The organism is Pseudomonas sp. MWU13-2862 (genome assembly GCF_023242495.1).
GTDB lineage: Bacteria > Pseudomonadota > Gammaproteobacteria > Pseudomonadales > Pseudomonadaceae > Aquipseudomonas > Aquipseudomonas gingeri_D.
Window position 1 is genome coordinate 144438 of sequence record NZ_JALMEZ010000011.1, and the last position, 26937, is coordinate 171374.

The following is a 26937-nucleotide window of genomic DNA, read 5'->3' on the forward strand; positions in this document are numbered from 1 at the left end:
CGAGTGCAAGGGTTAATCGAGTCGGTGGGGCAACTCTCGTCCAGGCAGCGCAAAGGCTTGGCGGCGTTGCTCAAGCACAAGGGCATCAATCTGTTCGAGGTCGCGCCGGTGTTTCGCCGCGCGGCCGAGGAGCCCCTGCTGCTGTCCTACGCCCAACAGCGCCAGTGGTTCCTCTGGCAATGGGCGCCGCAGAGCTCCGCCTACAACATTGCCACGGCCCTGCGGGTGCACGGCCGGCTCGATGTAAAGGCCTTGCAGGGCAGCTTCCAGGCCCTGGTGGAGCGGCACGAAAGCCTGCGCACGGTGTTCACCCAGACCGACGGGCAACCGCTGCAGGTGGTGTTGTCCGCCGCTCGCTTCAGCCTCGATCTGCACACCCTCGACCCTGCCTCTTCGGCGGAGCGTGAGGCGCGGGTCCAGGCCTTTGTCCAGGCACAGAGCCAGACGCCTTTCGACCTGGCCCGTGGCCCGCTGTTGCGGGCCGCGCTGTTGCAGGTGGCGGCCGATGAACAGGTGCTGGTGCTGACCCAGCACCATATCGTGTCGGACGGTTGGTCCTTGCAGGTGATGACCGAGGAGCTGTTGGCGCTGTATGCCGACCTGAGCCAGGGCCGTACGCCGCAGTTGCCGGCGCTGCCGATCCAGTACGCCGACTATGCGTTGTGGCAGCGGCACTGGATGGAAGCCGGTGAGCAGGAGCGGCAACTGGAGTATTGGCTGGGCAAGCTCGGTGGCGAGCAGCCGGTGCTGGAGTTGCCGGTCGATCATCCGCGACCCTTGTCTCCCAGCTTTGCCGGGGCCAGTCATGCCCTGGTGCTCGATCCGGCGTTGAGCGAAGGGCTCAAGGCATTGGCCCGACAACAAGGGGTCAGCCTGTTCGCTTTGTTGCTGGCATCGTTCCAGGCGCTGCTGCATCGCTACAGCGGGCAGGGCGATATTCGCGTCGGCGTGCCGGTGGCCAATCGCGAGCGGGCCGAGGTAGAGCGGCTGATCGGCTTTTTCGTCAACACCCAGGTGCTCAAGGCCGAGGTGGACGGGCAGCGCGGTTTTGTCGAGCTGCTGCGCCAGGTCTGGCAGACGGCGCAAGAGGCCCAGGCTCATCAGGACCTGCCGTTCGAACAACTGGTCGAGGCGTTGGAGCCGGGACGCAGTTTGAGCCATAGCCCGTTGTTCCAGGTGATGTTCAATCACCAGGCGCAGGCTCCGGCCAGCCCTGTGAATCCAGTCTCGCCATCCCAGGCATTGCGCATCGAACCCCTGCACTGGCAAAGCCGGACGGCGCAGTTCGATCTGGTGCTCAATACCGTCGACCAGCCCCACGGCATCGAGGCCGTCTTCAAGTATGCCACTGACCTGTTCGAGGCGAGCACCGTGGAGCGCTTGGCCCGGCACTGGCTGAACCTGCTGCGTTCGATCAGCGCCAATCCCCACCAGCGTGTCGCCGATCTCGCCCTGCTGGAGCCAAGCGAGCAGCGGCAAGTCCTGGCCCAGTGCAACCCGGCACCCCGGCAATACCCGGTGGACGGTTGCCTGCAACAACGTATCGAAGCCCAGGCGGCTCGGCGTCCGGACGCGGTGGCGGTGGTCTATGCCGACCAGCAACTGACCTACGGCGAACTCAACGCCCGGGCCAACCAGTGGGCCCATCGCCTGATCGCCCAGGGCGTTGGCGCGGATGTGCTGGTAGGCGTGGCCTGCGAGCGTTCACTGGAGATGCTCGTGGCGATTGTCGCCGTACTCAAGGCCGGTGGCGCCTATGTGCCGCTGGACCCCGGCTACCCGGACGAGCGCCTGCGCTACATGATCGAGGACAGCGGCCTCAAGCTGCTCCTGGCGCAAGGGCACCTGCTGGGACGCCTGCCAGTACCGGCAGACGTCGAGTGCCTGGACCTGGATCAACCGCCCCAAGACAGCTCGCGGGACAATCCGCCCTGTGTCACCGGCACCGATCATCTTGCCTACGTTATCTACACCTCGGGCTCCACCGGCAAACCCAAGGGCGCCTTGTTGCCCCACGGCAATGTGCTGCGCCTGTTCAGTGCCACCGACGGCGAATTCGGCTTCGGCGCCGACGATATCTGGACGCTGTTTCACTCCTACGCCTTCGATTTCTCGGTCTGGGAAATCTTCGGTGCCTTGCTCCATGGCGGCAAGCTGGTGGTGGTGCCCCAGGACGTCAGCCGTTCGCCCCGGGACTTCCACCGCCTGCTCTGCGATAAGCGGGTGACGGTGCTGAACCAGACACCATCGGCGTTCAAGTCACTGTTGTCGGTGGCCGTCGAGTCACCGCGCGAGCTGGCCTTGCGTTACGTCGTGTTTGGCGGCGAGGCCCTCGAAGTGCAAGGCCTGCGGCCCTGGTTCGAGCGCTTCGGCGATCAGTCCCCGCAATTGGTCAATATGTACGGCATCACCGAAACCACCGTGCACGTGACCTACCGGCCGCTGTCCCTGGCCGACCTTGAGCAGGCCGCCGGCAGCCCCATCGGCGAGCCGATCAGCGACCTGTCCCTGTACCTGCTGGACGATGGGCTGAACCTGTTGCCAGCGGGCTGCGTCGGCGAGCTGTATATCGCGGGTGCCGGGCTGGCACGGGGTTACCTGAAGCGGCCGGAGCTGACGGCCACGCGTTTTGTCCCCGATCCTTTCGATCCCCAGGGCAGCCGACGCCTCTACCGCAGCGGCGACCTGGCGCGCCTGCGCGCCGACGGCACGATCGAATACATCGGCCGGCGCGACCAGCAGGTGAAGATTCGCGGCTTCCGCATTGAACTGGGGGAAATCGAAGCGCGCCTGCAAGGCCACGCACGGGTGACCGAGGCTGCGGTGCTGGCGGTGGAAGGCGCGACCGGCACCCAACTGGTGGCCTACCTGGTCCCCGCCGATCCGGCGGTGCTGCAGGATGAATCCCGGACAACGGCCTTGCATGGCGAACTGCGGGACGACCTCAAGGCCCATCTGGCCGACTACATGGTGCCGACGCACCTGGTGCTGCTCGACGCGTTGCCGCTGACCGCCAACGGCAAGCTCGACCGCAAGGCCTTGCCCGCGCCGGACCGCCATGTGCTGCAGCAGGCTTACATCGCTCCGCAGCGGGAAATCGAAGAGCAACTGGCGGCGATCTGGGCCCAGGTGCTGAAGGTCGAACAGGTCGGCCTGCGGGACAACTTCTTCGAACTGGGCGGCCACTCGCTGCTGGCGACCCAGGTGATCGCCCGGGCTCGCCAGGAACTGGGTCTGGAACTGTCCCTGCGCAGCCTGTTCGAAACCGCCGACCTGGGCGGCTTTGCCGCCAGTGTCGAAACGGATCGGGCGCAGAACGCACCGGCCTTCAGCCTGGTCGACCGTGACCAGCCACTGCGGCTTTCCTACGCCCAGCAACGCCAGTGGCTGCTCTGGCAACTGGAACCGGACAACAGCGCCTATCACATCCCGGCCGCCCTGCAACTGGACGGCGCCCTGGATCGCGAAGCCCTGCGGCGCAGTTTTGAAGCCTTGATCGCTCGTCACGAGAGCCTGCGCACCACCTTCGGCCAGTTGGACGGGCAGGGCGTGCAGCATGTGCAACCGGCTGGGGTCTTTGTTCTGGCCCTGGACGAGTTCAATCCGGGGGCGGGCCTTGATCCCGAGTCGTGGGTCAAGGCCTTGGTGGCGCGGGAGGTAGAGGCGCCGTTCGACCTGCAACACGGTCCGTTGCTGCGGGCCCGCTTGTTGAGCCTTGGCCAGACCCGCCATGTGCTGGTGGTGACCCTGCACCATATCGTTTCGGATGGCTGGTCGATGCCGATCATGGTCGACGAGTTGATCGAATACTATGCCGCCTTCAGCCAGGGTCATGCGCCCGTGCTCAAGGACTTGCCGTTCCAGTACGCCGACTATGCCCACTGGCAGCGCGACTGGATGGCGGCGGGCGAGGAAACCCGGCAACTGGACTACTGGCGCGGTCAGCTGGGCGACCAGCAACCGGTGCTGGAATTGCCCACCGACCGACCGCGCCCGGCGTTGCAGAGCAGTGCCGGTGCGCGCCTCGAGGTCGCGTTCGAGCCGGCCTTGCTGGTGCCGCTCAAGGCCATTGCCCGGGAGCAGGGCGTGACCCTGTTCATGCTGCTGCTGGCCTCGTTCCAGACCCTGCTGCATCGCTACTCGGGGCAGGCCGATATCCGCGTCGGCGTGCCGATCGCCAACCGCACCCGCACGGAAACCGAGGGCCTGATCGGCTTCTTCGTCAACACCCAGGTGCTCAAGGCCGAGTTCGGGCTGCACAGCACCTTTGGCCAACTGCTGGCCCAGGTCAAGCAGGCGGCGCTGGGTGCCCAGGCGCATCAGGACCTGCCGTTCGAGCATCTGGTGCAGGCCCTGCAACCCGAGCGCAGCCTCAGCCACAGCCCGTTGTTCCAGGTGCTCTACAACCACCAGACCGAACGCAAGGGCGCGGTGCGCCAGCTATCGGGCTTGCAGATCGAAGGACTGGACAGCGGCGGCCATAGCGCCCAATTCGACCTGGCGCTGGACACCTTCGAAGGTGAAGAAGGCCTGCGGGCCGCCCTGACCTACGCCACCGCGCTGTTCGATGCCGCTACGGTCGAGCGTATGGCCGGGCACTGGCGCAATCTGCTGCGGGCTGTCGTCGAACAGGGGGTGACGCAGCGTATTGCCGACCTGCCGCTGCTCGGCGACGAAGAGCGCCAGTGCATCCTGCAACGCTGGAGCCGTATCGACGGCGTCTACCCGGACACGCCCTGCGTCCACGAGCGGATCGCCATCCAGGCCCGGGCGACTCCCGAGGCCACGGCGCTGATCTTCGGCGACGCGCAGTTGACCTATGCCGAGCTGGAGCGCCGGGCCAACCGCCTGGCCCACAGGCTGCGGGCGCTCGGCGTCGGCCCGGAAGTGCCGGTGGGCATCGCGGTGGATCGTGGGCTGGAGATGGTGGTCGGGCTGCTGGCGATCCTCAAGGCCGGCGGCGCCTATGTGCCGCTGGACCCGGAGTTCCCCCGCGAGCGCCTGGTCTACATGATGCAGGACAGCGGCATCGAGCTGTTGCTCTGCCACGTTCATCTGCTGGCGCAGTTGCCGGTGGTGGCTTCGCTACGCACGCTGTGCCTGGATCAGATCGAAGACCAGCTGCCGGGGATCGACGATGAAGCTCCGGCCAGCCAGGTGCAGCCGCACAACCTGGCCTACATCATCTACACCTCCGGCTCCACCGGCCAACCCAAGGGCGTGGCCATCGACCATGCCGCCCTGAGCGCTCATAGCCACGTAGCCATCGAGTATTTCCGCCTGCAACCCGAGGACCGCGTGTTGCTGTTCTCCACCCTGAATTTCGACGGCTTCGTCGAACAGCTGTTCCCGGCCCTGTGTCACGGCGCGGCGGTGGTGGTACGTGGCAACGAGGTCTGGGACAGCAACACCTTCCACCAGGAAGTGCTGCGCTCGGGCATCACCGTGGCGGATTTGAGCACCGCCTACTGGTACCTGCTGGTGCAGGAATTCAGTCTCCAGGCGCCCAGGGATTTCGGTTCGCTGCGCCAGGTCAGCGCCACCGGCGAGGCCATGCCACCGGAGGGCCTCGAACTGTGGAAACAGGCGGGGCTGGGCCATGTGCGCCTGCTCAATACCTACGGCCCGACGGAAACCACCATCACCGCCAGTTACCTGGAGTGTGACGCTTATGTTCGCGGCGAATTGCCCAAGCCGTCGTCGATGCCGATCGGTCGGCCGCTGGGTGGCCGGCGCATGTATATCCTCGACAGCGATTTCACCCCGGCGGTCCAGGGCGCCACGGGCGAGTTGCTGATCGGCGGTGCCTTGCTGGCCCGGGGTTATCACGGCCGCGCGGCGCTGACGGCCGAGCGCTTTATCCCCGATCCGTTCGACGGACAGGGCGGCGGCCGGCTGTACCGCACCGGCGACCTGACCCGCTACCGCGACAAGGGGCTGATCGAATATGCCGGGCGCCTCGACCATCAGGTCAAGATCCGGGGTTTCCGTATCGAACTGGGCGAAATCGAAGCGCGCCTGCAACAGCATCCGCAGGTGCGCGAAGCGCTGGTGGTGGCTGTCGACGGCCCGTCCGGCAAGCAACTGGCGGCCTATCTGGTGCCCGCCGATCCGGCCTTGCACGACACACCACAGCTTTTGCGTGATGCCCTGCGCGACGATCTCAAGGCCAACCTGCCGGACTATATGGTCCCGGTGCACTGGGTGGTGCTCGACGGCCTGCCCATGACCCCCGGCGGCAAGCTGGACCGCAAGGCCCTGCCCAAGCCGGACCCGAGCGCCTGGCAGCAAACCTACGTGGCCCCGCGCAGCGAGCGCGAGCAGCAACTGGCGGCAATCTGGGCGCAGGTGCTGCAGGTCGAGCGGGTCGGCCTGGATGACAACTTCTTCGAACTGGGCGGGCACTCGTTGCTGGCCGCCCAGGTGATCTCCCGGATTCATTCGGGCCTGGGGATCGACATACCGCTTCGGATGATTTTCGAGAAACCTCAATTGAACGAGTTTGCACAGGCACTTGAAGGCACTGGCCTTTCCCTGACCGATGACGGGCTGTCCGACATTGAACGCATGATGAACGACATGGCGGAGGCTTGAGATGGATACCACCACGGCACAACGGATTGCCCGGCGCTTCGTCGGCTTGCCCCTGGACCAGCGTCGCCAGATCCTGGAAAAGATGCAGGCCACCGGGCAGAGCTTCAGGCTGCTGCCGATCGCCGTCACCCGTCACGAGGTCCCGCGCATTCCGCTGTCCCATGCCCAGCAGCAGATGCTGATTCTCTGGCAACTGGAACCGGCTAACAGCGCCTATAACGTCCCAATGGCCGTGCGCTTGAGCGGCGGGCTGGATGAGGCTGCACTGGGCCGGGCCCTGGAACGGCTGGTGCGGCGGCATGAAAGCCTGCGTACGCGGTTTGTCTCGGATGAGGGCGCGTTTCATCAGGCGATTCTTGAGCAGTCCGTGGTGAGCCTGGTGCGGGTCGACGTCTCGGGGACTGTCGCCGACAGTGCCGAGGAGCACCTCAAGGGGTTGGTCGCCACCGAACTGAGCGCGCCGTTCGACTTGCTGGAAGGGCCGTTGCTGCGGGTCAGGCTGTTCCGCCTGGGCGAAGCCGAACACGTGCTGACCCTGTGCATGCACCACATCATCTCCGACGGTTGGTCGGGAGAGGTGTTGGTTCGTGAATTCATCCGTTTCTACCTCGGCGAACTCGAGAGCGCCGCTAACCCTGTAGGAGCCGGCTTGCTGGCGATGACGGCGGTGAATACAACATCGCAATCGCCGGCAAGCCAGCTCCTACAGGGATCGCGTCTGGCCTTGCCGGAGCTGCCGATCCAGTACGCCGACTTCGCCATCTGGCAACGGGCCTGGCTCGAAGCCGGCGAGGGTGAGCGCCAGTTGGCCTATTGGAAAGAACAACTGGGCGACGAACATCCGTTGCTGGAGCTGCCACTGGACCACGAGCGTCCGGCACAACCGAGCTACCGTGGCGCCATTGTCCACAGCGACCTGACGCCCGCTCTCTCGGCACAACTCAAGAACCTGGCCCGGCAGAACGGCCAGACCCTCTTCATGCTCAGCCTGGCGGCGCTGGCCGTGGTGCTTTCGCGCTACAGCGGCCAGGCCGATATCCGTATCGGCGCGCCGAATGCCGGACGCAGCCGCGAGGAGCTGGAAGGGCTGATCGGCTTCTTTATCAACACCCAGGTCCTGCGGGTACAGGTGGACGAACGCGCCAGCTTCCAGCAACTGCTGGAACAGGTGAAACAGGTGGTGACCGGTGCCCAGTCCCATCAGGAGCTGCCTTTCGAACAACTGGTGGAAGCCCTGGCCCCGGAGCGCCACCTCGGTCATAACCCGCTGTTCCAGGTCAAGATCAACCAGAACGTGCTGGCCGCGGCCAGCGCTGGGGACAAGGCCCACGACCTGAGCGTCGAAGCCTTCGCCATCGATATCGTCGACGCGCGTTTCGACCTGGCCCTGGATTTCACCGACACTCCACAGGGCATCGAGGCCAGCTTCACCTATGCCACGGACCTGTTCGAGGCCGCGACCATCGAGCGCATGGCCGCGTCCTGGCGTCAGGTACTGGAGCAATTGGTGCGCACCGTTGAACAACCGTTGCTGGAACAACCCGTTAGCGCTGCCCAGCCCATCGAGCACCAGGCCGCGCCATGGCCCTTTACCGATTTCCTCGCCCTCTGGGAACAGGGTCGGCGGATCGGACAGGGTCAGGCGGCACTGCACACTGCCGCTCAGTCGATCGACTACGATGAACTGGAACAGCGTTCCAACCGGCTGGCGCACTACCTGCACGCCCGGGGCATCGGTCGCGGTGATGTGATTGCCCTGTGCCAGGAGCGTTCCTTCGAGTGGGTAATCGGGTTGCTCGCCGTGCTGAAAACCGGTGCGGTCTACCTGCCGCTGGATACGGCGCAGCCGAGGGAACGTTTGCAGCAACTGCTCAAGGACAGTGCCGCCACGCTGCTGATGCATGCGCCGGGCGATAACAAGTCCGCCGGCCTGGGTGTTTGCCCGGTGCTGGCCCATGACCCCGGACAATGGGCCGATTGCAGCGCCGAATCCCTGGCGATCCGGGTCCTGCCGGAACAGCCGGCCTATATCATCTACACCTCCGGTTCCACCGGGCAGCCCAAGGGTGTGCTGATCAGCCATCAGGCTTTGGCGAACTATGTGCAGGCGTTGTTGCAACGCCTGGAGCTGGCGCCCGGGGCGAGCATGGCGCTGGTCTCGACCATTGCCGCCGACCTCGGTCATACCCAGCTGTTCGGTGCCCTGGCGTCCGGTCGCCCACTGCACCTGATGGCCGCCGAACACGCCTTCGATCCCGACGGCTTCGCGGCCTATATGGCCGAGCACCAGGTTGATGTGCTGAAAATCGTCCCGAGCCATTTGCAGGGCCTGTTGCAGGCCGCGCGGCCGGCGGACGTGCTGCCCCGGCAATTGCTGGTCCTCGGTGGCGAAGCCAGCCCCTGGGCGCTGATCGAGCAGATCCGGCACCTGGCGCCGGAGTGCCGCATTGTCAATCACTACGGGCCGACGGAAACCACCGTGGGCATCCTGACCCACGAAGTCCGCGAGCGCCTGGCGGGTTGCCGCACGGTGCCGGTGGGTCGGCCCCTGGCCAACGACCAGGCGCGGGTGCTGGATGCCTGGCTCAACCCGGTGGCGGAACGTGTCGCCGGCGAGCTGTACCTCGGTGGCGCCGGTCTGGCCCAGGGATATCTGGGACGGGCGGCCATGACCGCCGAACGTTTTGTGCCCGATCCCGAGTCCCGGCACGGCGAGCGCCTGTACCGTGCCGGTGACCGGGCGCGGATGATTGACAGCCGGGTGGAATACCTCGGTCGGGCCGACGACCAGGTGAAGATTCGTGGCTACCGGGTCGAGCCCGGCGAAGTCGCGCAGGTGCTGCAAGGCCTGGACGGTGTGCGTGAGGCGGTGGTCCTGGCCTTGCCGCTGGACAGCGATGCCTCGCGCCTGCAACTGGTCGCCTATTGTGTGCCTGTCTCCGGCACCGAACTGGCGGTCGAGACCTTGCGCCAATCCTTGCTGGCCGAACTGCCGGAGTATCTGGTGCCGGCGCATATCGTCGCCCTCGGACGCCTGCCGCTGACCGCCAACGGCAAGCTCGACAAGCGCGCACTGCCGAAACCGGGCGTCGCCGGCAAGCGTTACACCGCGCCAATCGGCGAGATCGAAGAGAAACTCGCGGCGGTCTGGGCCGATGTGCTCAAGCTGGAGCGGGTCGGCAGCAGCGATAACTTCTTCGAACTGGGCGGCGACTCGATCCTCAGTCTGCAGATCATCGCCCGGGCCAAGCGCCAGGGCATCAGGTTGAGCCCCCGGCAGTTGTTCGAGAAGCAGACCATCGGCCAACTGGCGACGGTGGCCCGGCTGATCGAGAAGAAGGCCGAGGTGGTCGAGACGGTGCAGGGCAGCCTGCCGCTGTTGCCGATCCAGGCACGCTTTTTCGAACTGGAAATCCCCCAGCGTCAGCACTGGAACCAGGCGCTGATGCTGGAACCGTCGACAACCCTGGACCCGGCGCATCTGCGTAATGCCCTGCACATGCTTATCGAACGGCACGAGGCCCTGCGCCTGAGCTTCGAGCTGAGGGACGGCGTCTGGCAGGCGAGCTTGCGCGCCGGCGCCGCGATTGATCCGTTGTGGGTGCACGAACTCGACGATCCGGCACGACTGACCGAGCTGGCCGACGAAGCCCAGCGCAGCCTCGATTTGAAACAGGGGCCGTTGTTGCGTGCACTGCTGGTCAACCTGCCGCAAGGGCAACAGCGTTTGCTGCTGGTGATTCACCACCTGGCGGTGGACGGGGTGTCCTGGCGTGTGCTGTTTGAAGACCTGCAACAGGCTTACACCGCTTTGGCGGCGGGCCGCTCGCCGGTTCTGGCACCGCGCAGCAGTTCGCTCAAGGCCTGGGCCGAGCACCTGCAAGGTTATGCCCATGGCCCGCTGCTCAAGGCCGAACGCGACTACTGGTTGCAGAGTCTCGGGCATGTAGAAGGCGAGTTGCCCCGGGATAATCCGCTGGGGGCCAATACCCGGCGCCAGGTCCGTTACGCCCGTTCGAGCCTGAGCAAAGACCTCACCCAACAACTCTTGAAAGTGGCCCCTGCGGCCTATCGCACCCAGGTCAACGACCTGCTGCTGACGGCCCTGGCCCAGGTGCTGTGTACCTGGAGCGGGCAGTCCTCGGCGCTGATCCAGTTGGAAGGCCATGGCCGCGAGGACCTGTTCGAGGACCTCGATCTGAGCCGCACCGTGGGTTGGTTCAGCAGTCTGTTTCCGCTCCGGCTCACGCCCGAGGGCGAGCCGGGTGCGAGTATCCGCAGCATCAAGGAACAATTGCGCGCGGTGCCGAACAAGGGCATCGGCTACGGCATTCTGCGCTATCTCGGTGATGCCGAGACCGTCGCGGCCTTGCAGGCGTTGCCCGAAGCCCGGGTGACCTTCAACTACCTGGGGCAGTTCGATACCGACGCCGCTCCTGGCGAGCGCGCGCTGTTGACCCCGAGCGCCGATGACAGCGGTGCGAGCCAGAGTGAAGACGCACCGCTGGGTAACTGGCTGAGCCTCAATGGCCAGGTCTACGACGGCCAGTTGCAACTGGACTGGAGTTTCAGTGGCGAGGTCTATCGCGGCGAAACCATCGAGGGCCTGGCGGCGGCGTACGAGCTGGCGTTGGCCGAGGTGATCGCTTACTGCGTCCACGACGGGCACCACGGCGTGACCCCGTCGGACTTCCCGCTGGCGGGCCTGAACCAGGCCCAACTGGATCGCCTGCCGATGGCGGCGCGGGACATCGAGGACGTCTACCCGCTGTCGCCGATGCAGCAGGGCATGCTGTTCCACAGCCTGTCGGCACCGGCCTCGGGCAACTATCTGAACCAGATGCGGGTCGATGTGACGGGGCTCGATGTGCCGCGTTTCCACGCCGCCTGGCAGGCCGCCATCGACCGTCACGAGGCGCTGCGGGCGCGCTTTGCCGAAGGCAGCGGACAACCGCTGCAGGTGATTCGCAAAACCGAGGCCCTGGCGTTTGTCGAGGAGGATCTGCGTGGCCGCGACGGCCTTGACGCGTTGTTGGCCGAGCTGGCCGAAGTGGATCTGCAACGCGGCTTCGACCTGGCCTGCGACCCGCTGTTGCGCCTGACGGTATTGCGCACCGCCGAACAGCGTCACCACCTGATCTACACCAACCACCATATCCTGCTGGACGGCTGGAGCAGTGCGCGGCTGTTGGGCGAGGTACTGGAGCATTACAACGGGCAAGGGGTGACGCCGCCCGGCAGTCGCCTGCGCGACTACATCCAGTGGCTGCAACGCCAGGACAGCGGCGCCGATCAGCGTTTCTGGACCGAGCAGATGGCCGCCTTCGTCGAACCGACCCGCCTGGTGCAGGCGTTCAAGGCCGGTGGTGTGGCCGAGGCCCGGGGTTATGGCGAATATCGCCAGACCCTCGATGCGGCACGGACCCTGCACCTGGGCGAGTTCGCCCGCGAGCAGCGGGTAACCCTCAACACCCTGGTGCAGGCGGCCTGGCTGTTGCTGCTGCAACGCTACACCGGCCAGCGCAGTGTCACCTTCGGCGCCACGGTGTCCGGGCGTCCGGCGGATCTGCCTGGCGTCGAAGAGCAACTGGGCCTGTTTATCAACACCCTGCCGGTGCTGGGCAGCCCGGGGCCGGAGCTACAGGTCGGCGACTGGGTGCAGCAAGTGCAGGCGCGCAACCTAGCCTTGCGTGAGCACGAACACACCCCGCTCTATGACATTCAACGCTGGGCCGGCTGGAGCGGCGAAGCACTGTTCGACACCTTGCTGGTGTTCGAGAACTACCCGACCTCGCAGGTCCTGGAGCAGGGCGCTGACAACGGACTGTCCTTCAGTGGCTTGCAGAGTCGGGAGCAGACGCACTATCCGCTGACCCTGGTGGTGGAGGTGGGCGAGGTCATGTCGGTGGACTACCGTTACGCCCGGCAGCAGCTTTCGGACGCGGCGGTGGTGCAGTTGGCCGGGCATTTCGAGCACCTGCTGCTGGCCCTGGCCGATTCGGCCGGGCAATGCCTGGGCGAACTGCCGATGCTCGCTGGCGCCGAGGCGCGGCAGACGCTGCTGGAGTGGAACCAGACCCATGCCGACTATCCGGGACCCTGGTGCCTGCACAGCCTGATCGAGGCCCAGGTACAACGCTCGCCGGAGGCGCCGGCGCTGGTGTTCGACGGACAAGCCTTGAGTTATCGCCAGCTCAATGCCCGGGCCAATCAACTGGCCCATCGCTTGCGCGAGCAAGGGGTTGGACCGGATGTGCTGGTGGGTATCGCCGCCGAGCGCAGCCTGGAGATGGTCATCGGCCTGCTGGCGATCCTCAAGGCCGGTGGCGCCTATGTGCCCCTGGACCCTGAATATCCTCGCGAACGCCTGGCCTACATGAGCGAGGACAGCGGCATCGACCTGCTGCTGACCCAGCGCCATCTGCTTGAGACCCTGCCGATCCCGGCCCATGTGCGCAGCCTGTGCCTGGATGTTCCCGAGTCGTTTACCGCCAGCGAGGAAAATCCGCGCAACCTGACCTTGCCGGACCATCTGGCCTATGTGATCTACACCTCGGGTTCCACCGGACGGCCGAAGGGCGCCGGCAACAGTCATCGGGCGCTGTATAACCGTCTGGCCTGGATGCAGAAGGCCTATGACCTGAAGGCCCACGACACGGTCCTGCAAAAGACCCCGTTCAGCTTCGATGTGTCGGTCTGGGAGTTTTTCTGGCCGTTGCTGACCGGCGCCCGCCTGGCCATCGCCAGGCCGGGTGAGCATCGCGATCCGCAGCAACTGATGGAGAGCATCGAGCGTTATCAGGTCAGTACCCTGCATTTCGTGCCGTCGATGTTGCAGGTATTCATGGCCGGGGTTGATGTGCAGCGCTGCCGCGGCATCCGACGCCTGGTGTGCAGTGGCGAGGCGCTGCCGGCCGAGTTGTCCCAGGAGGTGCTGAAGCGTCTGCCCCAGGCGGCGTTGTACAACCTCTATGGCCCGACCGAAGCCGCCATCGACGTGACCCACTGGACCTGCACGGCGGATGACAAGCTGAGCGTGCCGATTGGCCGACCGATCGACAACCTCAAGGGCCATGTGCTGGACAACGGCCTGTTGCCGGCCGCGTTCAGTGCCGCCGGCGAGTTGTACCTCGGTGGCGTCGGCCTGGCCCGTGGTTATCACCGGCGTCCGGCGCTGACCGCCGAGCGCTTTGTCCCGGACCCGTTCGACGAGCACGGTGGCCGTTTGTATCGCACCGGCGACCTGGCCCGTTATCGTGACGAGGGGGTGATCGAGTACGCCGGGCGTCTCGATCATCAGATCAAGATTCGTGGCTTGCGGGTGGAGTTGGGCGAGATCGAGGCGCGGTTGCAGGAGCATCCGGGTGTACGCGAGGCCAACGTCATCGATATCGACGGGCCGCTGGGCAAGCAGTTGGTGGCGTACCTGGTGCCGGTCGAGCGCGATCTGGTTGATGCCGGAGCTGTGGCGCAAGGCCCGTTGTGTGACGCGCTCAAGGCCCATCTCAAGGCGCAATTGCCGGAGCATATGGTGCCGGCCCATCTGGTGCTGCTGGAAGGCATGCCGCTGAGCCCGAACGGCAAGCTGGATCGCCGTGCGTTGCCGGCGCCGGATGTGAATGCCTCGGGGCCGGGCTACCGGGCCCCGCGTACCGAACTGGAGCTGCGCCTGGCGGCTATCTGGGCGCAGGTGCTGGAGGTCGAGCGGGTCGGGCTGGATGACAACTTCTTCGAGCGTGGCGGTCACTCGCTGCTGGTGATCGCCCTGGTCGGACGCCTGCGTGAGGCGTTTGATGTGACGATCAAGTTGCATGATTTCCTGTTGCTGCCGAACCTGGAGGCGCTGGCGGATTTTCTGCTGGAAGGGGAGGCGCGGGTCAAGTCGCCGGTGATTGCCATGAACGCCTGCCGCAATGACCGGAGCCCGCTGTTCTGCCTGCCGCCGGGCGGTGGTGGGGCCTACGCCTACTATCCGTTGGCCGGGACCCTGGGCAATCAGCGCCGGGTCTATGGGCTGGTGAACAGGAGTTATGTGGTGCCGGGCTGGTTCGATGAGTCCTGGGATGGCATGGTGGCCTACTACCTGGAGCAGATCCGCGCCACCCAGCCGCACGGGCCTTACAACCTGCTGGGCTGGTCATTGGGTGGGGCGTTGGCCGTCGAGGTGGCCCATCGTCTTGAGCAGGCGGGTGAGCGGGTGGGTTTTGTCGGGCTGGTGGATTCGCTGATGCCCCAGGGGGGCGAGGAGCACACCGCCGAGTCTGAAGTGCAAGCTGATGCGCACGTCGATGCACCGGGGTTGTATGGCCCGCTGTTGAGCAGCCTGCTGGCTTTTGTGCCTGGGGTCGATGAAGCGACGGTGCTGGGTTTCCTGGAACAGGCGCGTGCCAGCTTGAGTGATGAACAAGCAGTGGTCGAGTGGGTGATCGAGCAGGTGGCCGAGGTAGGCGGGGTGAGTGTCGAGCGATTGCGCGAGATCCACCGCGATATCGCGTTGCAGGACGAGATCGAGACCGGGTATCGCCTGCTGCATGCCAATGCAGTGTTGAGCGAGGCCTTCAGCCTGAAACCGCTGGCGGTGAAGGTCGATTGCTGGTGGGCGACAGGGAGCCGCAGTGCCGCGCGGATACATGAGGCCGAGGCGCGGTTGCTGCGTGAATGTTCGGTCAATGGCCTGGCGGGGTCGCGGGTGCTGGAGGAGAGCCATGACAGTGTCATCCTCAGTCCGGCGTTGTTGAATGCAGTGCTGGAGTGCCTGGCCGCTGAATAAGGCCAGCGCACGATCCTTGTAGTGGCGGTGCTGATCCTGGCCCGCCATTTGGATCGACACGATTACCTGTAGGAGCAGGGCTTGCCAGCGAAGAGGGCCTTGAGGGCGCAAAGAGCTTCGCGGGCAAGCCCTGCTCCTACAGGTTTATGGTGTGTTCCCGATGGGGGGCGACAGATATTTCTGCAGCCATTAAAAAAGCCAAGGGTATGGGCCCTTGGCTTTTTTTATGCACGCCTGGTGGGTTTACCCACCAGGTTGCTTCGAGGATCAGAAGTCCGCGCGGACGGTCAGCATATAGGTGCGTGGATCGCCGTAGTAGTTGCCACGACCCAACTCCCCGATTGATTTGTAGTAGACCTTGTCGAAGATGTTCTTCACGTCCAGGCCGACCTTCCAGTTCTTGTCGATCTTGTACGAGGCCAGGGCATCCCAGACGGCACGTCCGCCGTTGGACTCTGGTGCTCCGAGCGTATCGGTGGAGTAACCACTCTGCGCTGAAACACCGCCGCCCACGGTCAGGCGATTCCAGTCGCCAGGCAGGTTGTAGGTGGTGGAGGCGCGCAGCAGGTGTTTGGGTGTCTGGTAGTCGGTCGGGCCACCACTGCTTTTGTTGGTGATATCGAAGGTGTAGCCGGCCGCCACTTGCCAGCCCGTCAGCACTTCACCGCTGGCCTCGAGTTCAAACCCCTTGCTGCGTTGGACATCGCCGTTGGTGTAGCAATATTGGTCGGCATTGAAGGTACATACGACGTTTTCGTCCGGATTCGCCAGGGCCACGTTTTTCTGTTTGATGTAAAACACCGCGGCCGAGACGTTCAGGCGGCCGTCGTACAGCTCACCCTTGATCCCGGTTTCATAGTTGCTGCCAATGGCCGGTTCCAGCAGGGTACCGGATTGGGTGCGCAAATCGCTTTGCGGTTCAAAGATCTCCGCGTAACTGGCGTACCACGACCACTGCGGGTTGAAATCGTAGATCAGACCGGCAAAGGGTGTGAATTCATGGTCCTGGCGGTTGGCGGCCCTGACGCCATTGAGCATGTTCTTGGTTTCATACTCATACCAGCTCAAACGTCCACCCAGTACCAGGCTAAGCGGTTCCGACAGGTGCAAACGAGTATTGGCATACACGCCATAGCGCCGGGCGTTGTCGTCGTTTATGCCGGTCCAGCCGGTGAACGCCGGTTTATCGATGAGATTAGGATCGGGATCGAACACATTGATCGGAGTGGTTACGTTTTTATCGAAGGTCTTGCTGTGGCGTTCCTGGTTCGACCAGTTGGCACCGACCAGAACTGTGTGCTCCAGGCCAAAGGCGTTGAAGTTGCCGGAGATATTGCTGTCCAGGCCGATATTCTCGACCACGTCTTCACGGAACAACACCTGGTAGCGCGTTGGTCCGGCCAGGGTCACGGGGTCGACGGAGCCTCGACTGTTGGCAATTTGCTGACTGAATCCACCTTCGGTGCGGGTGATCGACGTCTTGCTCTTCCAGTCATCGTTGAAGCGATGTTCCAGGTCCGCGAAGAGTTCAGTCTGTTGGGTATCGTGATAGGCCCAGTTCTGTGCCAACGAGGTGGAGCGCGACACACCCAGGGGCTTGCCGTCGCTGTAGCGAGGCAGGCCGAAGACCGAGTAGCCGTCGGTCCTGCTGGTCTGGTTGCGCAGGCCCACGGCCAGGGTGGTGGCGTCATCCAGGTCGGCTTCGACGATGCCATAGAACACCGGCTTGCGGCTGCTCGCGTAGTCGACGAAGTAATCGCGTGTTTCATAGGCGGTGACGATCCGTCCACGCAGGGTGCCGCTGTCGTTCAGGCGGCTGGTGCCGTCCAGGTCCACGCGGTAGAAATCATCGGAACCGATCCGGGTGGTGATCGAGTAATGCGGGTCGGCCGTCGGGCGCTTGCGCACCAGGTTCACAGCGCCGCCTGGGTTGCCGTTACCCACCAGCATGCCGGCGGCACCACGAAGGATTTCCACACGATCGAATACCGCCGTGTCAGGTGTCATCCAGCCAGTGGGGCTGTAGCTCAGGCCGGGTACACCGTCGATCATGTAGGCGTCGGCACCGAGCTCAAAACCCCGGGAGTTGTACTGGTTGTCACCGAAGTTGCGGGTCTGCAAGGTAATGCCGGTGGCCTGGTCCATCACCTGTTCAAGGGAAGTGAGGTTCTTGTCGTCCATCTGCTGGCGGGTCACCACGGTGACCGACTGTGGGGTTTCGCGCAGGGTCTGGGCGGTCTTGCCGATGGTTACCGCGCCGGTGGTGTAGGAGCCGGTGCCGTCGGTGTTGCTGCCCAGGGCCTGGCCGCTGATGTTGGTGGCGGCCAGGGTCAGGCCCGAGCCCTTGGCGGCGGTATCGCTCAGGGTCAGGGTGTCGCCCTGCAGGTTGTAGTCGACGCCGGTGTTCTTCAGCAACTCACTGGCGGCCTGGCCGGGCGTGAACACGCCTTTGACCGGCGCACCGTGAAGACCCTGGACCCGCTCCGGGTTGTACAGGATCTGGATATTGCCCTGGCGCCCCAGTTCCTGCAGGGCGCTGCCCAACGGTTGGGCGCCGATGTTGAATTCGAACTCCTGGGCCTGGACCTGTGCCGCCAGGGGCAGTGCCAGCGCCATCCCCATGACGGCCAGCGAAGGTGGCGAGCAGAACAGCTGGCGAACCAGCAACGCTTTGCTCAAGGGTGTGAGGCGGTGTTGTTTTGGCATTGTGTCTGCTCTTGTCAAAATTGCTGGAAAAGCGAGTGAGAATTTTTTGCATTTGAAATAAAGACGTACGAGGGCGACAAAGACGGAAAAGAAAAGTGAAAAAAGTTGCGACGGGAGGGCACTGCGGTTTTTTTTCAGGAGCCGGATTGCGGGCGATGGCGGCCTTGAGAGCGATGCAAGGTTTGAGGGCCAATCGCCGGCAAGCCGGCTCCTACACCGGACTAGGGTGTTACGAGAAGGCGTTTTCAGCGAAAGCCGGCTGCTCCTCGCGACGCTCGACCTTGATCTGTCCGGCCTGCATCCGCACCAACTGGTCGGCCACCGGGAAATAACGGTCGTCGTGGGAAATCACGATGATCGTCTTGCCCTGCTGGCGCAGCTCGGGCAGCAGTTCGGTGTAGAACACCCGGCGGAAGGCCGGGTCCTGGTCGGCGGCCCATTCGTCGAACACCAGCACCGGACGCTGGTCCAGCCAGGCATTGATCAGTGCCAGGCGCTTGCGCTGGCCGGTGGACAGGTCGGTGGTGGTGAAGCGGCCGTCGCGGATGCTGACCTTGTGGGCGATGTCCAGGCGTTCCAGGTACTTGATCGATTCCGGGGGCAGCAGGTCGTCGCCCTGGAGCACTTCGTCGAACAGGTAGTAGTCGGCAAAGATGGTGGTGAACAACTGCCGGTAATCATCCAGGCCCTCGGCGGTCACCGCCTGGCCGTTGAGGCGCACCTCGCCCTGTTGCGGGCTGTACAGCCCCAGCAGCAGCTTGATCAGGGTGGTCTTGCCGCAACCGTTCTCGCCGACGATAAAGAGGATTTCACCCTGCTTGATGGTCAGGTTCACCGGCCCGAGGTGGAAGGCCTGGCTGCCTTCCACCTGGGGGTAGTCATAACGCAACTGATGCAGTTCGATGCTCTGCAGCGGCGCCGGGGCGGCCTGGCGGTCCTGGATCAGCAGGTGCGGTTCCGGCGAAGAGAACTGCCAGGACAGCTCGGCGATCCGGCGCAAGGCGATTTCCGCGCGGCTGATGATCGGCAGGGTGTTGATCAGGCGTTCCAACGGACCTTTCATATACAGCATGACCAGCACGAAGCCACCCAGCACGGTGCGGTCAGTCCCGGGCCAGAGGGCCTGGAAGGTGATGGCGATACCGATCACGGCGAAAAACAGCATCGAGCCGAAGGTTTCCGCGCTGACGAAGATATTCGCCGCGCGGATGTTGGCCCGGCAGATCCGCTCGGTGGTGCCGTGGATCTGTTCATCGTGCATATGCTGGCGGCGCTTGCGCTGGATCCGCAGCTCCTTGGCCCCGGCCGAGATCGCCTGGTAGTGCTTCTGCAATTCGTCTTCGCCGTCGCGGGCGGTGAGGATGCTGCGCATGCCGTAGCGGTGCGCGAGCCATTGGGCGCCGGAGCCGATGATCACGGTGACCACGGTCAGCAGCAGGATCTGCCAGGAGAGCATCGCCAGGTAGGACAGGCAGCCCAGGGTCACGGTAAAGGCGATCACCATCGGCGCCACCGACAGGGCGAAGGTGCTCAGGGTGCTGACATCGCCGAGCAGCACGGGGATCAGGCGATGGGCGCGGTAGCGTTCGAGTTGCTCGATGGGCGCCACCAGCACCTGGGCGGCCAGTTCGCGGCGCAGGCGCGCGACCACTTGTTGGCCGACATAGTTGGTCAGCAGGTTGGACAGGGTGGAGCAGGCCAGGGTCAGCAGGCACAGGCCGCCGAACAGCAGGGCGGTGTGGCTGTCGGGCCCGGCGGCGGCGTTCATGGCGTTGTTGACGGTGGCCAGCAGGCCGGTGACGCTGAGGCCGCTGACGATCCCCAATACGGCCGAAAGTACGACCAGCAGCCAGAACGGCTTGAGGATCCTGAAGGTTTCCCGGGCGAGACTTGGGGCTGGGGCAGGCATGGGGGCTACTCGTGAAGGGGCTGTAGACGCGGGCGCCCTGGAAGGCGCCTTGAACTCTGTAGACGAGTCGATGGGGTTGGGATTTAGGGCGCTGCGGTCCCTGTAGGAGCCGGCAAGCCGGCTCCTACAGGTGGTGCTCAGAGCTCGCGGGCGACCCGGAAGCCCAGCCAGTCGCCACGGGTGATGGCGCTGCGTTCATTGCGATTGCCCGAGCGGGAGAACACTGGCGCTTCGGTCCAGTCGTTGCCACGAATCACCCGGCGGTCCTCGCATTCCTTGCTGTCCAGGCGCGGGCTGCCGTCGGCGGGCGCGCCGACATAGCTGTCGACGTAGCAATCGGCCGTCCACTCGTAGACGTTGCCGTGGCCGTCATACACGCCATAGGCGTTCGGCGGGAAGCTGCCGCCCGGCGAGGTATAGCTGAAACCGTCGGCCGGGCCGTAGGTGTTGGCGTGCTCGGCAATGCTGTAGCCCTTGTCCTTGTCGAACGGGAAGGGGAACGAGCCGCTGGTGCCGCCACGCACGGCGTATTCGCGTTGCGACTCGCTGAGCAGGTGATATTTTTTCCCGGTTCTTTTCGACAGCCAGTCGGCATAGGCCTGGGCTTCGTGGGCGTCCATGCACACCGCCGGTTGCCGGTCGCCCTGGGGGTAGCGCGGCTGGCCGGCCAGGCACTCGCGGCCGGGGCGGGTATCGCCGTCCGGCATCTTGTAGCCGGTGTCACGGATGTAGGCCTTCCACTCACCGCTGAGTACCTGGAAGCGGCTGACGGCGAAGGCCCTCTTGAAGGTTACCGGGTGCATCGGACCTTCATCAGCTTCACGTCCGACTTCGTCCTCGGGGGTGCCCATGGTGAAGGTGCCGGCGGGCAGCACGACCATCTCCGGGCAATCCTTGCAGTCCTTGAACACCTTGCCCGGCAGTGGCGGGGTGGCGGCCAGGGCCGCGTTCGGCAGCCAGGCGCCGAGCAGGGCGCTGAGGATCAGTGCGGGCCAGAGGCCGACGCGAGGCCGGGAAACAAGCAGGTGGAATTTCATGAAAGTTCTCGCAGGCAAGGAATGGAAATCGGAAAGCGCTGGCGGTCATAACTGTTTGCCCAGCAGCGCCATGAAACGGTCGAGCTCGGCCTCATTGTTGAGCAGGCCTGGCGCCGTTCGTACCACCGGCCCGACATCGCGATCCACCGCATCGACCACCACCTTGTTGCGCATCAGGTAGGCGGCGACCTTGTCGCTGTCCTGGCCCTTGACCCGGAAGAAGCTGAAGCCGGCGGACAGTTCGGGGTTTATCGGCGTGACCAGTTCGATCCGTGGGTCGGCTTGCAGGCGTTGCTTGATCAGGCTGTTCAACTGCTGGATACGCGCCTGGACCTCGGCCTTGCCCAGTTGCAGGTGCAGTTCGAAGGCCTTGTCCAGCGCCCAGCGATGCTCGAAGGCGTGGTAACCGCCGGGGCTCATGGAGGTGGCGAAGTTGGTGTCTTCGGAGAAGGTCGGCAGCAGCGGGCTGACGTCCCTGACCTGTTGCGAACGGGCGCAGACGATGCCGGTGCCGCGAGGGCCGAACATCCACTTGTGGGTGCCGGCGATAAAGAAGTCGCAGTGCATGTCCGGGAAGTCGAGGTTATCCACGCCAAAGCCGTGCACGCCGTCGACCACGTAGAGGATCCGGTCCTTGTCGTCGCGCTGGCGATTGTGTTCGGCGACCAACTGGCCGATCTGGCCGATCGGCAGTTTCACCCCGCTGCCCGATTGCACCCAGGTCATGCCGAGCACCCGGGTCTCGGGTTTGATCGCGCGGTCGATATTGCCGATCACCTCGTCGGCCGAAACCAGCGCCGGGTCCTTGAACAGGCTGATCTTGCGCACCCGGGTACCTTCGCGCTCGCTGCGCAGGCGCAAGAGATTGCGGGTCGAATAATGTTCGTGTTCGGTGGTGAGGATTTCCTGGTCGGGGCGCACATGGATACCGCCGTAGATCATCGCCAGGCCCTCGGTGGTGCTGCCGGTCAGGGCGATCTGCCCGGGCTCGGCCCTGAGGTAGCGGCCGGCCCACAGGCGGACCTGGGCTTCGCGTTTCCAGGTTTCCTGCAGGTCCCAGTCCATGGCCAGCCCCGGGTTGCGGTCGATGGCGGCGCGGTGCTGCTCGATGGCCTCGCGCACGGGGCGGGGGTGGGAGGTCACCAGGAAGTTGGAGAAGTGCAGGTAGTCGGGGTCCTGGTCGAACAACTGGCGCAACCCGGCCCACTTGTCCGTGGACAATGCCGGGTTCTCGGTTGTGACCGGGCTGGCGGCCAGCGCATTCAGGCTGGCACCGAGGGGCAGGCCGGCGGCGAGTACGCCGGCCTGCTTGAGAAAGGTTCTACGATCGGTCATGGGCAATTCACTGGCGCGAGAGCGTGGCGGTGGGTGACGTGGTGCCGGGGCGGGCGGCTTTCTGCACCTGGTCCCAGACCCGCAGGAAGTTGCCGCCCCAGAGCTTGGCGATATCGGCTTCGGAGTAACCGCGATCGAGCAGTTCGGCGGTGACGTTGCGTGCCTCGCTGACATCCTTGAAGCCGTCGATGCCGCCACCGTCGTTGAAGTCGGAACTGATGCCGACGTGATCGATGCCGATCTTCTTCACCGCATAGTCGATGGCGTTGCCGAAGTCCTTGAGGTCGGCCTTGGGTTCCTCGTCGAGAATGGCGTAGAGGGCGCTGGCGTATTGGCCGAAGCGTTGTTCCGGCCAGACGGTGATGATCGGGTCGCCGGGCATCAGGGCCATGGCCAGGTTGGGCAGGGGCGGCAGGTCGAAACGTTTGCGCAAGGTGTTGAGCTTGTCCTGGGTGCGCTGGCTCAGCGGGCGCAGATAGGCCGGGAACGCGACGATCTGGACCACGCCGCCGCTGTTCTTGATCAACTGCATTTCCTTGTCGCTGAGGTTGCGCGGGATATCCACCAGGGCGCGGGGTGCCGAGTGCGAGGCAACCATCGGCGTGCGGCTCAATTGGCTGACCTGCTCCAGGGCCTTGGTCGACATCTGCGAGACATCGATGATCACCCCCAGGTCGTTGAGGCGGTGCACGGCCTGCTGGCCGATCTCGGAGAGGCCGTCGAGGGCATCCGGGGTGTCGTTGAGGAACGGCAACGGGCGCGAAGAGTCGGCCCAGTCGTTGTTGCCCACGTAGCTGAAGCCGAACATGCGCATGCCGCGGGCGGCCCACAGGTCCAGGCGATCGAGGTCGTGACCGAGGGGATAGGCGTTGAGCATGCTGATGAAGATCGCGAACTTGCCTTCACCGTGCAGGCGCCGCATATCGTCGGGGCTGTAGGCGATGCCGACACGGTTGGGGAAGTCACGGACCAGGCCGCTGATGATCTGGTAGCGCACCTCCTGCTGTTTGCGTGCCTCCTCGACAAAGCCGGCGGTAGGGCGGTGCGGGGCGTTCGGGCCGTTCCAGATTTCCGGCCAGCCGAACACCGTCAGCGCGGCGGCGGACAGCCGTCCGCGGCCGGTCTTGGCCAGGTCGAACTGGCCGCTGCCATCCTTGTCGGCTTCGCGGCCTTCGGTGCCGAAGGTCAGGGGCACGGTGATATGGCTGTCGAAGCTGATGATCCGGTCCTGAAGCTCGTCGGCCTGCTTCATGATCTTCAGCGAGTAACCGGGGTTGGGCCACAGGTCCCAGGTCAGCCAGGCTGCGGCGGCGCAGAGCCCAAGGGCCAGGGGCAGGCCGATGTAGAGCGCCTTTTTCGAACGCGGTTTTATCATTGCCATCTCATTGTGGTTTGCCGATGTTGCTATCTGGGAAGAACGGATGGCGTACGTTCTGATTTAGGCGCCGCGCCCGGCTAAATTTCCTACGCAGTGCAACGTTCTAGCTTGGATAAAGCCTGCTTCAGGGCTGACACAGGTAGGGCGATGACGATTTCTCGACGAGGCTTCATGGCGGGCCTGGCGCTCACGGGCGTAGTTGTTCCCGCGGCTTATTACGCGCACCGCGAACTGACCCGGGACAGGGAGCCCGTCACGCCGGGCGAGGCCACGGTCGATCTGCTCGACATGGCCGGCCGGCGCTTGGCCAACAATCTGCGCGGGGTCTGGAGCCTGCATTTCACCGGACGTGACGCGGGCCTGGATGGCCTGCCCCTCGAAGGCCTGGAACTGTTCCTCGATATCGCCCCGCGTGGTCGCGGCTTGCGCGGTTTCATTGACACCGCCCAGGCGTTGCGGGCTGACGGTCAACCCCGCTGGCGGCTGGTCGGTGACCTTGCCGAGAGCGACGGCTCGCGGCTGTTCTGGCGCCTGAGCCTGGGGGACGCCGAGAGGCCGCTGTATGAATTCAGCCTGGTTTTGGATGAAGTCTGGGCCACGTTCGGCAACGCTGGCAGTGGCACCTTGAGCGGTCATGTCGAGCGCCTGGACCGGCCGCTGGCCTTGCCGCAACTGGACAACCGCTTTGTCGCGGTCAAGCAGGTGTTTCCCGAAGCCCGCGAACGTATCGGCCTGGGCGCGCCCCTGCTGGCCTGGCTGGTGTCCCCCGAGCACCGCTTGTTCCACCAGCTCTGGCATGCTTCCCGGGACAAGTGGCACAGCCTCCCTGAAGACAAGCGCAATGGCTTGCGCGGGATCGGCTGGCAGCCCGGTCCCCGGGACAAGGAGCGCGACGCCCGGGGCAAGCGCAAGGATCGCAACGGTTCGGGCATCGACTTTTTCTTTATGCACCGGCATATGTTGCGCATGGCCCGCTCGTTCCAGGCCTTGCCGTCATGGCGCGCGTTTCCGCTGCCCCAGCCGGAGCTGGAGCGCGATCGCCAGGGCTTTGCCCGTTATTTCGATAACCACGATGGCTGCGCCGTGCCGCCGACCTGGCTGGCCGACGGTGACGACGAGTACAGCCAGTGGGTCGGCGATATCAAGAGTGCCGAGACCTGGCACGGCAACTTCCAGGCCTGGGAGTCGCGCTACAGCGATCCGCGTTATCTGTCCCGCTTGACCCTGGGCCAGTTCGGTTCCGAGGTCGAGCTGGGGCTGCATGACTGGCTGCATATGCGCTGGGCTTCGGTGGCGCGCGATCCGTCCAATGGCGCGCCGGTGCCCATGGCCCGGGAGTTCACCGACTTTGCCCCGCGCTGGTATGCGCCGCAGAACGACTTTCTCGGCGATCCGTTTTCCTCCCATGTGAACCCGGTGTTCTGGATGTTCCATGGTTGGATCGATGATCGGCTGGAGGATTGGTTCCGGGCGCACGAGCGTTTTCATCCGGGGGAGGTCACGCGCCAGGAGGTCAATGGCGTGCCCTGGTTCGCCCCGGGGCGCTGGGTGGAAGTGGACGATCCCTGGCTCGGGCCGACCACCCATGGTTGCAGCACCACGCCGGGATTGAGCATGGGCAAGACGGTGGAGATGGACCCGGAGACCATGAAGCTGGCCTTGCGGATTACCTTTACGCCGGAGAAGGACCTGGCCGGGTTGTTGCGTCGGGTACCGCGGCGGCCTTGGTATGCGCGGCACCTGTCGATCAAGGATCGGTTGCTCTGATACTCGCTCGCCACAGGAACGCGCTCGGCTTCAAATTTCCTTGGCCGAACGCCCTTCTTGTGTCTGCCAGCCGCCACCAAGTGCTTTGTACAACGCAATACTGGCCTGCACCCGCGACAGGCGCAGCTGTACATTCTGGTCCTGGGCCGCATACAACGTGCGCTGGGTTTCCAGTACCGTGAGCAAATCCTCTGCCCCGGCCTGATAACGGCTCTGGGCAATCTCGAAGGCCCGTTGCGCCTGCTTCAGTTCTTCGTCCTGCCAGCGTCGTTGTTGATCAAGGCCGCTGATACTGTTCAGGGCTTTTTCGACATCGGCGAAACCGTTGACGATCGCGCCCCGGTAGCTTTCCAGCAACTCTTCCTGGCGCGCTGTGGCCCGGTCGCGTTCGGCCCGCAGGCGGCCGTTGTTGAAGACCGGCGCGAGCAGGCCGGCGCTCAGGGTGTAGAAGGGCGTGCGCAAGGCATCGGCGGCCTGGGTGGCTTCCGAGCCCAGGCCGGCACCCAGGGTCAGCTTCGGCAACAAGGCGGCCCGCGCCACCGCGACATCCGCCTGCGCCGCCGCCAGTTGCGCTTCGGCCCGGGCAATATCCGGACGTCGGCGCAGCAGTTCGCTCGGTACGCCGGCATCAATCGACGGCCAGCTCAGGCTGCTGAATGGCTGGGCACCGATCCGCAAGCTCTGGACCGGCTGGCCCAGCAATGCCGCGAGGGTAATCAGCGACTCCCCGGCCTGCTGGCGCACCAGCGGTAATTGTCGTTCCTGGCTGGCCACCAGGCTTTTTTGCTGGGCCAGTTCCAGCGCCGTGGCCGAGCCCGAGTCGTAGCGGGTCCGGACCAGTTCCAGCACCCGTCGGGCATTGCTCAGGTTCAACCCGGCGATAGCCTCCTGCTCGCGAGCGGACAGGGTGCGGGCATACTGGTCGGCAACACCGCCGAGCAGCGTCAGTTCCACCGTCGCCCGGTCATATTCGCTGGCCCGCAGGCTCTGCACGGCGCTGTCGCGGGCCGCGGCGACACCCCCCCAGAAGTCCACCTCGTAGCTGGCACTGAGGTTGGCGCCATAACTTTTGCTGCTGTTGTCACTGTCGGCATTGTCCCGGTTGTTCAGCAACTGGCTGCGGCTGCCATTCAGGCCCAGGGTCACTTGCGGCAGCAACGGCGCGCCGGCGATCACCGCCGTGGCCTGGGCCTGGCGCACCCGGGCGAGGGCGGCGGCGAGGTCATGGCTGTCGACGCGGGCCTGCTCGATCAACCGGCCCAGCTCCGGACTGCCGAACCTTTGCCACCAGAGGGTGCTGGTCTGCCGGGCGCTGTGTCGTGTTTCGAACTGCCAATGGGGCGGTGACGGCGTGTCGTCGTCCGGACGCGGTGCGGGCCCGCCGCAGGCATTGAGCAGCAGGCAAATGGTCAACAGGGAAAAGCGCGGTTTCATGGGTTCG

The 26937-nt window shown here is 64.8% G+C and carries 9 protein-coding genes; 3 read left to right on the forward strand and 6 right to left on the reverse strand.

Features of this window, described 5'->3' with window-relative positions; translation table 11 throughout:
* The first annotated feature begins 3 nt into the window (after nt 1–3).
* Nucleotides 4–6594, forward strand: coding sequence for a non-ribosomal peptide synthetase (locus M5C56_RS20330; RefSeq protein ID WP_103498080.1), 6591 nt, complete (start codon nt 4–6; stop codon nt 6592–6594).
* Between the two features lies 1 nt (nt 6595).
* Nucleotides 6596–15364 (forward strand): non-ribosomal peptide synthetase, encoded by an 8769-nt coding sequence (locus M5C56_RS20335; RefSeq protein ID WP_103498081.1) that lies wholly within the window; start codon nt 6596–6598, stop codon nt 15362–15364.
* A gap of 267 nt (nt 15365–15631) precedes the next feature.
* On the opposite strand, the gene M5C56_RS20340 is transcribed toward M5C56_RS20335, so the two are convergent.
* The 5 genes from M5C56_RS20340 to pvdM form a co-directional block, all read right to left on the reverse strand.
* Entirely contained in the window at nt 15632–18070 is a 2439-nt protein-coding gene (locus M5C56_RS20340; RefSeq protein ID WP_103498082.1) for a TonB-dependent receptor, read from the reverse strand.
* A gap of 229 nt (nt 18071–18299) precedes the next feature.
* Nucleotides 18300–19979, reverse strand: coding sequence for a cyclic peptide export ABC transporter (locus M5C56_RS20345; protein ID WP_103498083.1), 1680 nt, complete (start codon nt 19977–19979; stop codon nt 18300–18302).
* Nucleotides 19980–20116: 137 nt separating this feature from the next.
* Complete coding sequence (locus M5C56_RS20350) at nt 20117–21016, reverse strand: formylglycine-generating enzyme family protein (RefSeq protein WP_103498084.1); 900 nt, start codon at nt 21014–21016, stop codon at nt 20117–20119.
* A gap of 45 nt (nt 21017–21061) precedes the next feature.
* The gene (locus M5C56_RS20355) at nt 21062–22351 is read right to left on the reverse strand and encodes an aminotransferase class V-fold PLP-dependent enzyme (protein ID WP_103498085.1); all 1290 of its coding nucleotides are present in this window, start codon (nt 22349–22351) and stop codon (nt 21062–21064) included.
* Nucleotides 22352–22358: 7 nt separating this feature from the next.
* Entirely contained in the window at nt 22359–23726 is a 1368-nt protein-coding gene (pvdM, locus tag M5C56_RS20360) for a pyoverdine-tailoring dipeptidase-like protein PvdM (protein ID WP_103498086.1), read from the reverse strand.
* 150 nt (nt 23727–23876) lie between these two features.
* On the opposite strand from pvdM, the gene M5C56_RS20365 reads away from it, so the two are divergent.
* The gene (locus M5C56_RS20365) at nt 23877–25496 is read left to right on the forward strand and encodes a PvdJ/PvdD/PvdP-like protein (protein WP_103498087.1); all 1620 of its coding nucleotides are present in this window, start codon (nt 23877–23879) and stop codon (nt 25494–25496) included.
* Between the two features lie 30 nt (nt 25497–25526).
* Here M5C56_RS20365 and M5C56_RS20370 read toward each other — a convergent pair whose 3' ends face one another.
* Entirely contained in the window at nt 25527–26930 is a 1404-nt protein-coding gene (locus tag M5C56_RS20370; protein ID WP_103498088.1) for an efflux transporter outer membrane subunit, read from the reverse strand.
* Nucleotides 26931–26937 lie beyond the last annotated feature (7 nt).

Bases quoted from the DNA above. Each gene is read 5' to 3' on its own strand.
- M5C56_RS20335 (WP_103498081.1), top strand. From the start codon at position 6,596: ATGGATACCACCACGGCACAACGGATTGCCCGGCGCTTCGTCGGCTTG.
- M5C56_RS20340 (WP_103498082.1), bottom strand. From the start codon at position 18,070: ATGCCAAAACAACACCGCCTCACACCCTTGAGCAAAGCGTTGCTGGTT.
- M5C56_RS20345 (WP_103498083.1), bottom strand. From the start codon at position 19,979: ATGCCTGCCCCAGCCCCAAGTCTCGCCCGGGAAACCTTCAGGATCCTC.
- M5C56_RS20350 (WP_103498084.1), bottom strand. From the start codon at position 21,016: ATGAAATTCCACCTGCTTGTTTCCCGGCCTCGCGTCGGCCTCTGGCCC.
- M5C56_RS20355 (WP_103498085.1), bottom strand. From the start codon at position 22,351: ATGACCGATCGTAGAACCTTTCTCAAGCAGGCCGGCGTACTCGCCGCC.
- pvdM (WP_103498086.1), bottom strand. From the start codon at position 23,726: ATGATAAAACCGCGTTCGAAAAAGGCGCTCTACATCGGCCTGCCCCTG.
- M5C56_RS20365 (WP_103498087.1), top strand. From the start codon at position 23,877: ATGACGATTTCTCGACGAGGCTTCATGGCGGGCCTGGCGCTCACGGGC.
- M5C56_RS20370 (WP_103498088.1), bottom strand. From the start codon at position 26,930: ATGAAACCGCGCTTTTCCCTGTTGACCATTTGCCTGCTGCTCAATGCC.